Source organism: Streptomyces sp. NPDC012466, from assembly GCF_042955215.1.
Lineage (GTDB): Bacteria > Actinomycetota > Actinomycetes > Streptomycetales > Streptomycetaceae > Streptomyces.
In genome coordinates this window covers 1,629,174-1,643,962 of the sequence record NZ_JBIBEQ010000001.1, presented here as the reverse complement: position 1 = coordinate 1,643,962, position 14,789 = coordinate 1,629,174, and the positions used below count along the sequence as shown (strand labels likewise).

Genomic DNA, 14,789 nt, shown 5'->3' with positions numbered 1-14,789 from the left:
ATCCCCGGTGCAGCCGTTCGCGGCGGTGCCTGCGCGGGTGTGCGGGACCGGTGCGGCTCGGCCTGTTCGTGCGCCACCTGCCCTTACGTGGGCGACACGCGCTAACGGCCTGGATGTATGAGCCAATCCCCACATCTAGTGGTTGGATTGCATCAGCAGCCCAGAAGTTGTGGTCCCCCGGGTCTTGAGGCCCATGGCCATCGCCTATGCTTGGGGCTGCTTCGTGGGGCGCAAGAGGTCCGGCGAGGCTATTGAGTCTGCTGTGAGGAGGGTTGGGAGTTCATGCACTGCCCCTTCTGCAGGCACCCCGACAGTCGTGTCGTCGACAGCCGTACGACCGACGACGGCACATCGATCCGCAGGCGCCGCCAGTGTCCTGACTGCTCCCGTCGTTTCACGACCGTGGAGACGTGCTCGCTCATGGTGGTGAAGCGGTCCGGAGTCACCGAGCCCTTCAGCCGTACGAAGATCATCAATGGTGTGCGCAAGGCGTGCCAGGGACGGCCCGTCACCGAGGACGCGCTGGCTCAGCTCGGCCAGCGGGTCGAGGAGGCGGTGCGGGCCACCGGAAGCGCCGAGCTGACCACCCACGACGTGGGGCTGGCCATACTCGGCCCGTTGCAGGAGCTCGATCTCGTCGCCTACCTGCGGTTCGCCTCGGTCTATCGGGCCTTCGACTCGCTCGACGACTTCGAGGCGGCCATCGAGGAGCTCAGGGCGCAGACGGGGCGACCCGACGCGGATGACGGAGACCGCGAGGACGCGGCTGCGGGGAGCCAGGAAGACGAACGCGGGCGCGGAGCGGCGGACCACGTCCCCGAGCCCGCAGGCGCCGCCGACTGACAGGCGGGCCGGACCCGGAAGGCAGCTCCGGGCCGGCCGGGCGGCGGCGATGCAAAGACCCGTTGCGGGCGACGTGAGTGGGTGCCCGCAACACCAGACAGAACACCGTGCCTCGGGAACAACGGGGCACTTCAGGGCGTTTTCGCCCGTACCAGGGAGGCGGCATGACAGAGACGGCGAGCGGTCCGGCACGGAGTTCCCGCGCCAAGAGCGCCAAGGCGAGCAAGGGCCTGCGTATCGAGCGCATCCACACCACGCCGGGGGTTCACCCCTATGACGAGGTGGCCTGGGAGCGCCGTGACGTCGTCATGACCAACTGGCGCGACGGCTCGGTCAACTTCGAGCAGCGTGGCGTCGAGTTCCCCGACTTCTGGTCGGTGAACGCGGTCAACATCGTCACCAGCAAGTACTTCCGCGGTGCCGTCGGCACCCCGCAGCGCGAGGTGAGCCTCAAGCAGCTCATCGACCGCATCGTGAAGACGTACCGGAAGGCCGGTGAGGACTACAAGTACTTCGCCTCGCCCGCCGACGCCGAGATCTTCGAGCACGAGCTCGCGTACGCCCTCCTGCACCAGATCTTCAGCTTCAACAGCCCCGTCTGGTTCAACGTCGGCACGCCCCAGCCGCAGCAGGTCTCCGCCTGCTTCATCCTGTCCGTCGACGACTCCATGGAGTCGATCCTCGACTGGTACAAGGAAGAGGGCATGATCTTCAAGGGCGGCTCCGGCGCCGGCCTGAACCTCTCCCGGATCCGCTCCTCCAAGGAGCTGCTGTCCTCCGGCGGCAACGCCTCCGGCCCGGTCTCCTTCATGCGCGGCGCCGACGCCTCCGCGGGAACGATCAAGTCCGGTGGCGCCACCCGCCGCGCCGCCAAGATGGTCATCCTCGACGTCGACCACCCCGACATCGAGGACTTCATCGAGACCAAGGTGAAGGAAGAGGAGAAGATCCGCGCCCTGCGTGACGCGGGCTTCGACATGGACCTGGGCGGCGACGACATCACGTCCGTCCAGTACCAGAACGCCAACAACTCGGTCCGTGTGAACGACACGTTCATGAAGGCCGTCGAGCAGGGCGGCAAGTTCGGCCTGACGTCCCGCATGACCGGTGAGGTCATCGAAGAGGTCGACGCCAAGTCCCTGTTCCGCAAGATGGCCGAGGCCGCCTGGGCGTGTGCCGACCCCGGCATCCAGTACGACGACACCATCAACCACTGGCACACCTGCCCGGAGTCCGGCCGTATCAACGGCTCGAACCCCTGCAGCGAGTACATGCACCTGGACAACACGTCCTGCAACCTCGCCTCGCTGAACCTGATGAAGTTCCTGAAGGACGACGGCAAGGGCAACCAGTCCTTCGAGGTCGAGCGTTTCGCCAAGGTCGTCGAGCTCGTCATCACCGCGATGGACATCTCCATCTGCTTCGCGGACTTCCCGACCCAGAAGATCGGCGAGAACACCCGCGCGTTCCGCCAGCTCGGCATCGGCTACGCCAACCTCGGCGCCCTGCTGATGGCGACCGGCCACGCGTACGACTCCGACGGCGGCCGTGCTCTCGCCGGCGCCATCACCTCCCTGATGACCGGCACGTCGTACCGGCGCTCCGCCGAACTCGCCGCGGTCGTCGGCCCGTACGACGGCTACGCCCGCAACGCGCAGCCCCACCTGCGGGTCATGAAGCAGCACTCCGACGCCAACACCGAGGCGGTCCGCATGGACGACCTCGACACGCCGATCTGGGCCGCCGCCACGGAGGCCTGGCAGGACGTGCTGCGCATCGGTGAGAAGAACGGTTTCCGTAACTCGCAGGCGTCTGTCATCGCCCCGACCGGCACCATCGGTCTGGCGATGTCCTGCGACACCACCGGCCTTGAGCCCGACCTCGCCCTGGTCAAGTTCAAGAAGCTGGTCGGCGGCGGCTCGATGCAGATCGTCAACGGCACCGTCCCGCAGGCCCTGCGCCGCCTGGGCTACCAGGAGGAGCAGATCGAGGCGATCGTCGCCCACATCGCCGAGCACGGCAATGTGATCGACGCCCCCGGCCTCAAGCACGAGCACTACGAGGTGTTCGACTGCGCCATGGGCGAGCGTTCCATCTCCGCGATGGGCCACGTCCGCATGATGGCCGCGATCCAGCCGTGGATCTCGGGCGCCCTCTCCAAGACGGTCAACCTGCCGGAGTCGGCGACCGTCGAGGACGTCGAGGAGGTCTACTTCGAGGCCTGGAAGATGGGCGTCAAGGCGCTCGCCATCTACCGCGACAACTGCAAGGTCGGCCAGCCCCTCTCCGCGAAGACCAAGGAGAAGGAGAAGGCCGAGGTCACGGAGAAGGCCGAGGCCACCATCCGTGAGACGGTCGAGAAGGTCGTCGAGTACCGCCCCGTCCGCAAGCGCCTCCCGAAGGGACGTCCCGGCATCACCACGTCCTTCACCGTCGGCGGCGCCGAGGGCTACATGACCGCCAACTCCTACCCGGACGACGGTCTCGGCGAGGTCTTCCTGAAGATGTCCAAGCAGGGCTCGACCCTCGCGGGCATGATGGACGCCTTCTCCATCGCGGTCTCCGTCGGCCTCCAGTACGGCGTGCCGCTGGAGACGTACGTCTCGAAGTTCACCAACATGCGCTTCGAGCCGGCCGGTATGACGGACGACCCGGACGTGCGGATGGCGCAGTCGATCGTCGACTACATCTTCCGCCGCCTGGCGCTGGACTTCCTGCCCTTCGAGACGCGCTCCGCGCTCGGCATCCACTCCGCCGAGGAGCGTCAGCGTCACCTCGAGACCGGTTCCTACGAGCCGTCCGACGACGAGGTCGACGTCGAGGGCCTGGCCCAGTCGGCGCCGCGCGCCCAGGAGCTGAAGGCCGTCGCCACGCCGAAGGCCGAAGTCGAGGCCGCGAAGCCGGCGCCGCAGCAGGCTCACACCAGCGCCGAGCTGGTCGAGATGCAGCTCGGCATCCAGGCCGACGCCCCGCTGTGCTTCTCCTGCGGTACGAAGATGCAGCGCGCCGGTTCCTGCTACATCTGCGAGGGCTGCGGCTCGACCAGCGGTTGCAGCTGACCCCGGGCGCCTGAGCCGATGACGGAGGGGCACCGCCCGCGGGCGGTGCCCCTCTCGTCGTACCTGCCTCGCCGGTGGCGGGTCAGGGGCGCTGTGCCGCGCCCATCGTCCTGGTGAAGTCCACGGGGTCGCCCTCGAATCCACGAAGGCCGGGGCGCAAGACCCAGGGTCCGGATCCGTCTCGCACGAACTCCGCGACCGCCGCGGCCGTTGCCCCGAGGACACCGCCGAAGTCGTCCTCCGCCAGGACGGTGTACCCCTCACGGATGCGCAGTCCGGGATTGCGTACGCTGACGAAGGTGCGCTCCGCCGGGCCCTGCTGTATGACGACACCGACCACCACGCGCGCGTACCGGACGTCGAGCCGGTCGAGTTCCAGTGTCATGACTTCGTCGTAGCCGAAGCCCTGGCCGTCCTTGCTGTCCCGGTTGAGCGTGATGGTGCCGTCGGGGGAGCGGCTGTCGAAGTGCACGACGTACGCGGGGTCGCCGTGCGGATCGTCCGCCGAGTAGGTCGCCGCGACGAGGTCCAGGTCGGTGGACGGCTGCCCCGCCGGGCTGGGATCCCACCGCACCGCGATCTCGACCTTGCGAAGCCCCTTGTTGAGCCCGTCCACCAAAGTCCCCTTCCCCGTACCGAGCCGTCCGTCGGCCTCAACTGCCGGGCCGTCATGACTGTTTGTCCATCCTGCCACGCGCGGGGGTGCGCGCGTGGGGGAGCGGTCCGGCCGACAGTGACCGACGCCACGCTCCAGGGCCTTACCATGGCGCGGTGCTGGTCAAGTGGATTCGCTGCACCGTGGTGGACCGCCGCGGTTTCGAGCGGGGGCAGCGAAAGTGGGCGGGGCTTCTGGGGGAGCCGGGGTTTCGCGGGCAGGGGGGTGGCTGGAGCCGGAGGCGGCCGGAGGTGGCGCACATCTTCGCGTTCTGGGAGAGCCGCGCCTTCTACGACTCCTTCATGGCGCGGTCCCACGACCGGCTCGCGTCGGCACAGGCGGGCACGTTCAAGGACGCGCAGGTCAGGCTCTTCGACTACCGCTTCGACGTGAAGACCGGCTTCGAGCCGCGCTTCACGGACGCCGACCTGCTGCGCGTGGCGCTCTGCCGCATCCACCAGGAGCGGGCAGAGCACTTCGTGCTGATGCAGGAGAAGGTCTGGAACCCGGCGATGGCCGGTTCGCCCGGTATGGTGCGCGGGCTGTTCGGTGAGGCACCCGGGAACGAGTTCCTGGTGCTGTCGATGTGGCGGTCGGCCGCCGAACACGGCAAATACCGCACCGAACGCGTGGAACGGCTCGCCCTGAGGGCCCAGACGGAGGCGGACGTGGCGGCGCTCACCGGGGACGTCGTGGACATGGAACCGAGCTGGACGGTCTGATTCCGTACGGCGTCAGCGGTGTCCCGCATGCGCTGGATCCGGAGGCCATGGCTCCGGGTGGCCCGGAGAGAGTGGTTCCGCTCGGACAAGCGTGCGACGGGTGTGACCTGTGGTGCAGGAATCGTGTGACCTACGCTGTATGAGCGCGGTGGGAGTCCTCGCCAGGCCCTCACCCGATCTAGGGTTTTGGCATGGCACGACCACGGCGCATCGTCCTTGTCCGGCACGGCGAGTCAACGGGCAATGTTGATGACTCCGTCTACGAGCGGGAACCCGACCACGCCCTGGCGCTGACCGAGCGCGGCCGACGGCAGGCGGAGGCGACCGGCGAGCACCTGCGCGAGCTGTTCGGCGACGAGCAGGTCAGCGTGTACGTATCCCCGTACCGCCGCACGCACGAGACCCTGCGCGCGTTCCACCTCGACCCCGGACTCATACGGGTGCGCGAGGAACCCCGGCTGCGCGAGCAGGACTGGGGAAACTGGCAGGACCGGGACGAGGTCCGCCTTCAGAAGGCCTACCGGGACGCCTACGGCCACTTCTTCTACCGTTTCGTCCAGGGCGAGTCCGGTGCCGACGTCTACGACCGGGTCGGCGGCTTCCTGGAGAGCCTGTTCCGCAGCTTCGAGGACCCCGACCACCCGCCGAACGTCCTCATCGTGACCCACGGTCTGGCCATGCGGCTGTTCTGCATGCGGTGGTTCCACTGGACGGTCGCGGAGTTCGAGTCGCTGTCGAACCCGGGGAACGGCGAGGTGCGGATGCTCGTTCTGGGGGACGACGGCAAGTACACGCTTGACCGGCCTTTCGACCGCTGGCGAGATCCCGAGCCGTACGGGATCACCGGATAGAGTGGCAGGGCGATGACCGCTGACTCCTCCCCCGACGTGCGCCTGGAGCGCGCCCTGGCCTGCCTGCGCGGACTGTCCGTCGGGGACGCCCTGGGCTCCCAGTACTTCGTGCCGGTGAACTACCCGCTGCTGAAGCGCCGCGAGGTGCCCTCCGGGCCGTGGCAGTGGACGGACGACACGGAGATGGCCGGCTCGGTCGTCGCCGTCCTGGCCGCCCACCACCGCATCGACCAGGACGCCCTGGCCCACTCCTTCGCCGAGCACCACGACTTCGACCGGGGGTACGGCCCCGCGGTCAATCGCATGCTGCGGCTCGTCCGGGAGGGCGGCGACTGGCGGGAACTCGCCGCCGCGCTCTTCAAGGGCCAGGGGTCCTGGGGCAACGGCGCGGCAATGCGGATCGCCCCGCTGGGCGCCTGGTACGCGGACGATCCCGAGCAGGCCACCCACCAGGCGGAGATCTCGGCCTACACCACCCACCAGCACCGCGAGGCCGTCGTCGGGGCCATGGCCGTCGCCGCGGCCGCCGCGTTCGCCGCCGCGCCCGACGGACCGCCCGGCGCCGAAGCCCTCCTCGACGGGGTCATCGACCTGGTGCCGAAGAGTGCCGTGGGCGCGGGCCTGCGCCGGGCCCGTGACATGCTCGACTACGGCGACCCGGGCACGGTCGCGGCGGTACTGGGGTGCGGACGGCGTACGACCGCCCACGACACGGTGCCCTTCGCCCTCTGGTCGGCAGCGAGAAGCCTCGGCGACTACGAGCAGGCGTTCTGGACGACCGCCCAGGTCGGCGGGGACGTCGACACCACCTGCGCCATCGTCGGCGGCGTGATCGCGTCGGGGAAGGCGGGGGCGCCGCCCGCCGAGTGGATCGAGCGGACGGAACCTCTCCCGGACTGGGTGCCCGCGTCCGCCTGACGGCCGAGGCGTTCGTCCCGCTGGAAACTCTCCGTACGCCTTGGGAACTCTCCGTGACCGGCCGCTCGTTGTCCCGACATCCGCTGTGCGAGCCACCAGGCCGCGCACACGCCGGAGGTCCGTGCCGGAGCGCGCTGAGGGGGCGGTCATGGAGGTTGTGCCGGCTGTTCTGATCCACTGGTGGGGCGCTGTCGCCCAGTTTGTGGGCCGCGCGCGGACGGCCGGAGCGCTGCGCTCGTCGTCCGTCCCCGGTGCGCACCCCGGCCGGCGACCGTCCGTCGCGAACCGGCCCGGCAACCGCCGACGGGCCGCTGCCACACCCGCCGCCGAGCCGCCGGCGCCGGTTCGCGGTGCTCTCGTGTCAGCCGAGCCCCGGTCCGGCCGAGCCGGAGAGTGCCTCCAGATCGCTCTTGCGGACCCGGATCACCAACCAGGCCGTGGCCAGGGCGAGCGCGGCCATCGCGGCAGCCGGGATGAACGCCGTCGAGATGCCCTGGGCCAGCACCTCGTGTCCCCAGGGGGCGGGCAGCTGCTGGGTCCTGGCGAACTCCGCCTTCTGCGCCGCGGACCCCTCGGCCATGAACTGCGGAAGCTGCTTCTCCGCCTCGTTCTTGGTCGCCGTGCCGAAGACCGTCGTCAGGATGGACAGACCCAGCGATCCACCCACCTGCTGTGTCGTATTGAGCAACCCGGAGGCCGCGCCCGCCTCGTGCGGGGCGACCCCCGAGACGGCGGTGAGGGTCAGCGTCACGAAGTTCAGCCCCATGCCGAAGCCGAACACCAGCATCGGGCCGAGGATCCCTCCCACGTACGAACTGTCGGAGCTGATGAGCGCCTGCCAGGCCAGCCCGACCATCGCGAGCGCGGAGCCCAGGAGCATGAAGGGCTTGGGGCCCAGCACCGGCAGGAACCGCTGCGACAGACCCGCGCCGAGTGCGATCACGACCGTGACCGGAAGGAAGGCGAGCCCCGCTTCGATCGGGCTGTAGCCGAGCACGTTCTGCACGAACAGGACGATGTAGAAGAACATCCCGAACATCGCCGCGGCCAGGCTCAGCATGATCACGTACGTGCCCGAGCGATTGCGGTCGGCGAACATCCGCAGCGGGGTGATCGGCTCCTTGGCCCGGGACTCGATGATTCCGAACGCCAGCAGCAGCACCACCGCGGCGACGAAGGACCCGATGGTCAGGCTGTCCCGCCACCCCTCGTCCGCCGCGCGGATGAAGCCGTAGACCAGGGACGCCATGCCCGCGGTCGAGGTCACCGCACCCGCGATGTCGAAGCGGCCGGTGTGTCGTTCGGACTCGCTGATGTAGAGCGGAGTGAGCACGGCTATCAGCACACCGATCGGCACGTTCACGAAGAGCACCCAGCGCCAGTCGAGCCACTCGGTGAGCATGCCGCCCGCCAGCAGGCCGATGGCGCCACCGCCCGCGGAGACCGCGGCGAAGACGCCGAAGGCCCGGTTGCGTTCCGGGCCCTCGGGGAACGTGGTGGTGATGAGCGCCAGCGAGGTGGGCGAGGCGATCGCGCCTCCCGCGCCCTGCAGAACCCGGGCGGCCAGCAACTGCCAGGGCTCCTGGGCGAGCCCGCCGAGCAGCGAGGCGAAGGTGAACAGCAGAATGCCGGTCATGAAGACCCGGCGCCGTCCGAGGATGTCACCGGCGCGGCCGCCGAGGAGCAGCAGGCCGCCGAAGGTGAGTGTGTAGGAGCTGACGACCCAGGTGAGGTCGGTAGTGCTGAACTCGAGCGCGTCTTGAATGTGCGGGAGTGCGATGTTCACAATCGTCGCGTCGAGTACCACCATCAGCTGACAGGCCGCGATGACGGTGAGCGCGATGCCGGGGCGCCCCTCCCGGCGTGCCGCGCCTGGCTTCTGATCTTGGAGCAATGGAGAGGTTGTCACGGTGAGTCCCCCACGAGTGTGTTAGTGAACGCTTGCGTTCACTGCCGCGTCAACGGTAGTGAGTCCGCGACAGTGAACGCAAGCGTTCACTTACGGCGTCGTCGTTCGGCACGTCCCCCTCTGTGGCCGTCCGGCGCCTCCCCCATCCCCGGAACGCCCGCTTCCTCTGTTCGTTGGAGAGAGTCAGATGGTTACCCCCAGCTGGGCGGATGCTCCCGCCCAGACGGCCGCCCGCCGCCGCGGCGCGGTACTCGAACGCGCGATCCTCGAGGCCGCGCTGGAGCAACTCAGTACGGTCGGCTGGAGTGGCCTGACGATGGAGGGCGTAGCCGCCGCCGCCCAGACCGGCAAGGCGGCGGTCTACCGGCGCTGGCCGTCCAAGGAGGATCTGGTCGCCGACGCCCTGCGTGCCGGGCTGCCGCGGTTCGACGCGACCCCGGACGAAGGAGGGCTGCGGGAGGACCTCTTGGCGCTGTGTCTGCGAGCGCGTGACGCCATGTTCTCCCGCCCGGGTCTCGCGCTTCGCTCAGTGATTCACGAATGCGACACGGCGCAGGCCGAACGCTTCCACGGCGTGATCTTCGAGGGAGTCGTGGAGCCCACCATGAAGATGCTGCGGGAGGTCGTCGAACGCGGGATCAAGCGAGGCGAGGTGCGTCCCGAGGCTGCGAACGGCTATGTCCTCGACGCCATGCCGGCGATGATGATGTACCGCTCCAAGATGTGCGGCTGTGAATGGAAGGATCATGAAGTCGCAGAAATGATCGACCAGTTGATGGTTCCGCTGTTGCGGGCCGACGGCGCCTGACGCTCGGGCCGGGGGTGTCCGGCGGTTCGGTCGGGCGGTGCCCGGCGGGGGCCGGCGAGGGTCCCGACGCCGCCGGGGTGGACCGGGGTGTCGCGGGCGGTTCCGGGCGGCGTAATCTAAGGGCGCCATGCCGTACGAACCGCCTACTCACACCGTCGAGCGCTCCCTTCGAGCCACGACCGGAGCGAAGATCGTTGCAGGTGTCGACGAGGTGGGGCGCGGCGCTTGGGCCGGTCCCGTCACCGTCTGCGCGGCGATCACCGGACTGCGCCGGCCGCCCGAGGGGCTCACGGACTCGAAGCTGCTCACCATCAAGCGACGCACCGCCCTCGCCGAGGAACTGCGGACCTGGGTGACGTCGTTCGCCCTGGGGCATGCCTCCCCGGAGGAGATAGACGCTCTGGGGATGACGGCCGCGCTGCGGCTCGCGGCGGGGCGTGCGCTGGACGCCCTCCCGGTCCGTCCCGACGCGGTCATCCTCGACGGCAAGCACGACTACCTCGGTGCGCCCTGGCGGGTCCGTACGGTGATCAAGGGTGACCAGTCCTGCGTGGCGGTCGCCGCGGCCTCGGTGATCGCCAAGGTCCAGCGCGACAAAATGATGGCCGAACTGGGTATCGACCATGCAGACTTCGGTTTTGCGGACAACGCCGGGTATCCATCCCCCGTGCACAAGGCCGCACTGGCGGAGCGGGGCCCCACCCCCTACCACCGGTTGTCGTGGGCGTATCTTGATGCGCTGCCCCAGTGGCGGCACCTCAAGAAGGTCCGCAGCTGGGTGGACGGAAGCGTTCCGGAAATCGAGGGTCAGCTCGGCTTCGATTTCTGACGGTTTCGTTCGCACGCATGCGCCACCCGCCGTCGCGGGCCGTACTAACGTTTGATAAATATCAACTCATGCCTCTCATTCCCGAGGAGCCTCAGATTCACGAGAGCGCCCAGGGTCCCCGCGCTACTCCGGCCAGTGGCCGCACCGCGCCGACCCCCCGTCCTGTACCCGGCCCCCGCCCCGCGGCTTCGTCGCGTCCCGGTCGTCCCGGCCCTCTCCGGCCGGCGCCGCCGGTGCAACGTACGCCGCGCGATGTGGCCACCAAGCCCGCTCCGTCGGGTCCCGCACCCGGTGCCGCCGCTCCGGTCACCCCGCAGATCCAGCTGATCCCGGCCTCCGTGGAAGGCGCGCTCGACTCCGCCGAGGAGGCAGTGGACCTGCTGCTGGACTCCGGTCGTGCACCCGGCGACATCCTGGTGATCACGACCGGTGACCAGCACCCGTGGGCCGCCCACGAGCTGTCCTTCGGTGAGACCTCCTACTGGGCCCAGCACGACGCCGGCGATGACGTCTTCTACACGGACGCCGGTATCGCGGCCCGCGCCGCGTCCCGGCCGGTGGTCGTGGTCGCCGTCAACGGCGGTCCCGAGGCCGCAGCCGTGAGTGCGCTGTCCCTGGCTCACTCCCGAGCAGGCGCCCTGCTGATCGTCTGCGGCGACCCGCAGCGGATCAACTCGGTGCTCGGCGCGGGAGTCTGAGTGGTGCCGTAGCACCCGGCAGAGCGCCGGGGGCTCACTTCAGGAGCCGTGGCCGGGGCTCCGCACGGCGGGTGCGTCACGCTGCCCGGAGGGCGGGAAGCCTCCGTTGCGCGAAGGCTTCACCCGGCTGGGCCGGCACTTCTGTGGCACCGGCACTTCCGCGGCTGTGGCGGACCGCCGTGCCCGTGGCCCGGCCGGGGCGGTGCGGGGTGCTCTTCTCCGGCTGTCCGTCCGGAAAACCTGGTGTGGCGGGCGTGGTCCGGGACCTGTGCGGAACGAGTGTGTCCTGGACTCAGCGTGCCGCCGCTGCGCGGCGCAACACCTCTGAGGCGCCGCCGGTGCGAGGTATGGGCGGCGGCGTCTCCGACGTGGCGAACGGCTCAGGTGCCGAGGCCGAGTGAGGGCGGCGTCCGCCACGCCCCTCTCCGAGGACCTGCCAGCCGTCACGGGTCAGCGTGATGTACGCCCCGCAGCGCAGCCCGTGCAGGGTGCACGCGTCGCGCAGTCCCCACATCCACGCGCCGTCCTCCTCCGTCCAACGCGCGTCGCCCTCACGGCAGTAGAGCAGCACCGCGGTGCGGACCGGCGTGCGGCGGCGCAGATCGTGCGGGATGACCCGGCGCAGCTGTGCGAGCAGCGCGTTGCGGAACATCCAGCCGTCGGCCGGGGCCGAACGGCGCACGAACGAGGCGCTCGCGCACAGCCGCTCGTCCGGGTCGAGCACGGCCACGACAGCGGTCGCCGGCTGCGGGTGGTGCCGGGCGTGCAGTCCGCTGACGATCTCGCGGGGGTTGCGCAGGAGTGGGATCCCGGCGGCGGCCCATTCCGCGGGTTCGAGCAAGCGGTTGGCGGAAGCGGCGGATGTCGACGCCGCTGCCGAGGCCGGAGCGAATCCGAAGGTCACGGTCCTCCCTTCGGCTACGCGCCCACACTGCGGGCGGGGTCGGATTCCTGGGAGCGCGCACCGCAGCGAAGCCCTGCCAAAGCGGCGGACGAGCCGTGCGGGAGCGGACCTCAATTCTTCCTGTCGAACTTGAATGCGGCAACGAGCAATTGAGGCAGCCGACCGTTATCAGATGATGCGCGGCTAATATCCCCACCGTCTGTGTCGCCGGACCACCCATGGGGCGTTCGAGCACGACACGTTCGTACGTCACGAGGGTCTACGGCGTCCAGAGGTGTGCGCCGGAGCGCTCGCCCGATGCCGGATGAGCCGTCAGCCCTGCACGGCCAGTACCAGCGGCAACACCCCCTGCGCGCCGGAGCGTCGGAGCATGCGGGCCGCGACCGCGAGGGTCCAGCCGGTCTCCGTGTAGTCGTCCAGCAGGAGGACCGGGCCTTGTGCTTCGGACAGGGCGGACGCGAGGGCCGGCGGCACGGTCAGGGCGCCGTCGAGTGCCTTCAGCCGCTGGGCGCTGTTGCTCCGGGAACCCGGGTGGGCGTCGCCGGTGTATTCGACGGCGCCCAGCAACGACAGCCGGCCGATCTCCGCGACGCGCGCCGCCAGGGAGTTGATCAGCCGTGGTCGCGTGCGTGAGGCGACGGTGACGACGCCGACCGGGCGCGGCTGGGCCTCCGGCGCCCCCGGGGCCCAGCCGCCGGGGCCTTTCGCCCAGTCGGCCAGCACGTCCACCACGGCCTTCGCCACGTCGTCGGGGACGGGCCCGTCGGGGGCCTGGGGCGACAGCATGGGCCGCAGCCGGTTGCCCCAGCCGATGTCCGATAGACGCCCCAACGCGCGTCCGGACGCGGCCTGTTCGCCGGCCGGGATGCGTCCTTTGAGGTCCACTCCGATCGCCGGCAGGCCGGTGGGCCACATCCGCCGGGGTTCCACCTCGACACCCGCCCGGCCCAGGTCCACGCGCGCGGCGTCGAGCGCCTCCTCGGACGTGTCGGCGGCGAAACGCGGACCGGCGCAGTTGTCGCAGCGACCGCACGGCTTGGCGGCCTCGTCGTCCAGCTGGCGCTGCAGGAACTCCATACGGCAGTCGGTCGTCGACGCGTACGCGCGCATGGCCTGCTGTTCGGCCTCGCGCTGACGCGCCACCCACGCGTACCGCTCGGCGTCGTACGACCACGGCTGTCCGGTGGCGATCCAGCCGCCCTTGACCCGCTTCACCGCCCCGTCCACGTCGAGAACTTTGAGCATGGTCTCGAGGCGTGAGCGGCGCAGCTCCACCAGAGGTTCCAGGGCAGGCAGCGACAGCGGCTTCTCCGCGTGCGCGAGGATGTCGAGCGTGCGGCGCACCAGGTCTTCGGACGGGAAGGCGAGCGACGCGAAGTACTTCCAGATCGCCTCGTCCTCCTTGCCCGGGAGCAGGAGCACCTCGGCGTGTTCCACACCGCGTCCCGCGCGGCCCACCTGCTGGTAGTAGGCGATGGGGGAGGAGGGCGACCCCAGGTGCACCACGAAGCCCAGGTCGGGCTTGTCGAAGCCCATGCCGAGGGCGGAGGTGGCCACCAGTGCCTTCACCTTGTTGGCGAGCAGGTCCTCCTCGGCCTGCTGACGATCGGCGTTCTCCGTCTTGCCCGTGTACGACGCGACCGTGTGCCCGCGCTGCCGGAGAAAGGCGGTGACCTCCTCGGCGGCGGCCACGGTGAGGGTGTAGATGATTCCGGACCCCGGCAGGTCGTCGAGGTGCTCGGCGAGCCAGGCCATCCGGTGCGCGGCGTCCGACAGCCGCAGGACGCTCAGGCTCAGGCTGTCCCGGTCCAGCGGGCCCCGCAGCACGAGGGCGTCCGAGCTGCCGCCGGTGCCGAGCTGTTCCGCGACGTCGGCCGTCACGCGAGCGTTGGCCGTGGCGGTGGTCGCGAGCACCGGCACACCGGGCGGGAGATCGGCCAGCATCGTCCGCAGACGGCGGTAGTCCGGCCGGAAGTCGTGGCCCCAGTCGGAGATGCAGTGCGCTTCGTCCACCACCAGCAGCCCGGTGGCGGCCGCGAGCCGGGGGAGCACCTGGTCCCGGAAATCCGGGTTGTTGAGCCGTTCGGGACTCACCAGCAGGACGTCCACCTCGCCCGCGGCGATCTCGTCCTGGACGGCGTCCCACTCCTCGGTGTTGGAGGAGTTGATGGTCCGGGCCCGGATGCCGGCCCGAGCCGCCGCCTCCACCTGGTTCCGCATGAGCGCGAGCAGCGGGGACACGATCACGGTCGGACCGCTGCCCCGCGCCCGCAGCAACGAGGTCGCCACGAAGTACACCGCGGACTTCCCCCAGCCCGTGCGCTGGACCACGAGGGCACGGCGTCTGTCGGCGACCAGCGCCTCGATCGCCCGCCACTGGTCCTCGCGCAGCCGGGCCTCCCCCGAGACGTCCCCGACGAGACGGGTGAGGACCGCGTCAGCGGCCGCCCGCAGTTCCGCGTTGCTCGTGTGCTCCATGCGTCCCATACAACAGGACGGCACTGACATCCGGAGCCGCGTCCCGAGAGCTGGGGATACACCGGCCTTGGGTGACGTGTCCCTGATCGGACTTATCCACAGGGTCAAGCGGAGG

12 protein-coding genes are annotated in these 14,789 nt (G+C 69.9%); 8 read left to right on the top strand and 4 right to left on the bottom strand.

From position 1 onward, the window contains the following. The first annotated feature begins 282 nt into the window (after positions 1–282). Both nrdR and ACFY9E_RS07180 read left to right on the top strand, forming a co-directional pair. Entirely contained in the window at positions 283–843 is a 561-nt protein-coding gene (gene nrdR, locus ACFY9E_RS07185; protein WP_390980122.1) for a transcriptional regulator NrdR, read from the top strand. A gap of 164 nt (positions 844–1,007) precedes the next feature. Beyond that, entirely contained in the window at positions 1,008–3,902 is a 2,895-nt protein-coding gene (locus ACFY9E_RS07180) for a vitamin B12-dependent ribonucleotide reductase (RefSeq protein ID WP_390980120.1), read from the top strand. An 82-nt stretch (positions 3,903–3,984) separates the two neighbouring features. Here ACFY9E_RS07180 and ACFY9E_RS07175 read toward each other — a convergent pair whose 3' ends face one another. After that, positions 3,985–4,518 carry a TerD family protein gene (locus tag ACFY9E_RS07175; protein ID WP_390980118.1) on the bottom strand — a complete coding sequence of 178 codons (534 nt, stop codon included), beginning with the start codon at positions 4,516–4,518 and terminating at the stop codon, positions 3,985–3,987. A 155-nt stretch (positions 4,519–4,673) separates the two neighbouring features. Between ACFY9E_RS07175 and ACFY9E_RS07170 the strand changes: the two genes are divergently transcribed. The 3 genes from ACFY9E_RS07170 (at position 4,674) to ACFY9E_RS07160 (ending at position 7,048) form a co-directional block, all read left to right on the top strand. Next, on the top strand, positions 4,674–5,279 hold the full coding sequence (locus ACFY9E_RS07170; RefSeq protein WP_390980116.1) for a DUF4937 domain-containing protein: 606 nt from the start codon (positions 4,674–4,676) through the stop codon (positions 5,277–5,279). A gap of 191 nt (positions 5,280–5,470) precedes the next feature. Then, positions 5,471–6,130 carry a histidine phosphatase family protein gene (locus tag ACFY9E_RS07165; RefSeq protein WP_283972814.1) on the top strand — a complete coding sequence of 220 codons (660 nt, stop codon included), beginning with the start codon at positions 5,471–5,473 and terminating at the stop codon, positions 6,128–6,130. 12 nt (positions 6,131–6,142) lie between these two features. Next, on the top strand, positions 6,143–7,048 hold the full coding sequence (locus ACFY9E_RS07160; protein WP_390980114.1) for an ADP-ribosylglycohydrolase family protein: 906 nt from the start codon (positions 6,143–6,145) through the stop codon (positions 7,046–7,048). A 361-nt stretch (positions 7,049–7,409) separates the two neighbouring features. Here the strand turns inward: ACFY9E_RS07160 and ACFY9E_RS07155 are convergent, their stop codons facing one another. Continuing rightward, positions 7,410–8,957: a DHA2 family efflux MFS transporter permease subunit gene (locus ACFY9E_RS07155; RefSeq protein ID WP_390980112.1), complete on the bottom strand. Its 1,548-nt coding sequence runs from the start codon at positions 8,955–8,957 to the stop codon at positions 7,410–7,412. Between the two features lie 187 nt (positions 8,958–9,144). Between ACFY9E_RS07155 and ACFY9E_RS07150 the strand changes: the two genes are divergently transcribed. The 3 genes from ACFY9E_RS07150 (at position 9,145) to ACFY9E_RS07140 (ending at position 11,292) form a co-directional block, all read left to right on the top strand. Further along, on the top strand, positions 9,145–9,765 hold the full coding sequence (locus ACFY9E_RS07150) for a TetR/AcrR family transcriptional regulator C-terminal ligand-binding domain-containing protein (protein ID WP_390980110.1): 621 nt from the start codon (positions 9,145–9,147) through the stop codon (positions 9,763–9,765). A 127-nt stretch (positions 9,766–9,892) separates the two neighbouring features. Beyond that, entirely contained in the window at positions 9,893–10,594 is a 702-nt protein-coding gene (locus tag ACFY9E_RS07145; protein WP_390980108.1) for a ribonuclease HII, read from the top strand. 68 nt (positions 10,595–10,662) lie between these two features. Then, positions 10,663–11,292 carry a hypothetical protein gene (locus tag ACFY9E_RS07140; RefSeq protein ID WP_390980106.1) on the top strand — a complete coding sequence of 210 codons (630 nt, stop codon included), beginning with the start codon at positions 10,663–10,665 and terminating at the stop codon, positions 11,290–11,292. 292 nt (positions 11,293–11,584) lie between these two features. On the opposite strand, the gene ACFY9E_RS07135 is transcribed toward ACFY9E_RS07140, so the two are convergent. Both ACFY9E_RS07135 and ACFY9E_RS07130 read right to left on the bottom strand, forming a co-directional pair. Further along, the gene (locus ACFY9E_RS07135) at positions 11,585–12,196 is read right to left on the bottom strand and encodes a hypothetical protein (RefSeq protein ID WP_390980104.1); all 612 of its coding nucleotides are present in this window, start codon (positions 12,194–12,196) and stop codon (positions 11,585–11,587) included. 312 nt (positions 12,197–12,508) lie between these two features. Further along, a complete protein-coding gene (locus tag ACFY9E_RS07130) occupies positions 12,509–14,674 on the bottom strand; it encodes a RecQ family ATP-dependent DNA helicase (protein ID WP_390980102.1) in 2,166 nt (721 codons plus the stop codon). Positions 14,675–14,789 lie beyond the last annotated feature (115 nt).

What these genes read in the sequence shown, in the direction of transcription:
- ACFY9E_RS07165 (WP_283972814.1), top strand. Translation starts at nt 5,471, where the DNA reads ATGGCACGACCACGGCGCATCGTCCTTGTCCGGCACGGCGAGTCAACG.
- ACFY9E_RS07180 (WP_390980120.1), top strand. Translation starts at nt 1,008, where the DNA reads ATGACAGAGACGGCGAGCGGTCCGGCACGGAGTTCCCGCGCCAAGAGC.
- nrdR (WP_390980122.1), top strand. Translation starts at nt 283, where the DNA reads ATGCACTGCCCCTTCTGCAGGCACCCCGACAGTCGTGTCGTCGACAGC.
- ACFY9E_RS07130 (WP_390980102.1), bottom strand. Translation starts at nt 14,674, where the DNA reads ATGGAGCACACGAGCAACGCGGAACTGCGGGCGGCCGCTGACGCGGTC.
- ACFY9E_RS07160 (WP_390980114.1), top strand. Translation starts at nt 6,143, where the DNA reads ATGACCGCTGACTCCTCCCCCGACGTGCGCCTGGAGCGCGCCCTGGCC.
- ACFY9E_RS07145 (WP_390980108.1), top strand. Translation starts at nt 9,893, where the DNA reads ATGCCGTACGAACCGCCTACTCACACCGTCGAGCGCTCCCTTCGAGCC.
- ACFY9E_RS07140 (WP_390980106.1), top strand. Translation starts at nt 10,663, where the DNA reads ATGCCTCTCATTCCCGAGGAGCCTCAGATTCACGAGAGCGCCCAGGGT.
- ACFY9E_RS07150 (WP_390980110.1), top strand. Translation starts at nt 9,145, where the DNA reads ATGGTTACCCCCAGCTGGGCGGATGCTCCCGCCCAGACGGCCGCCCGC.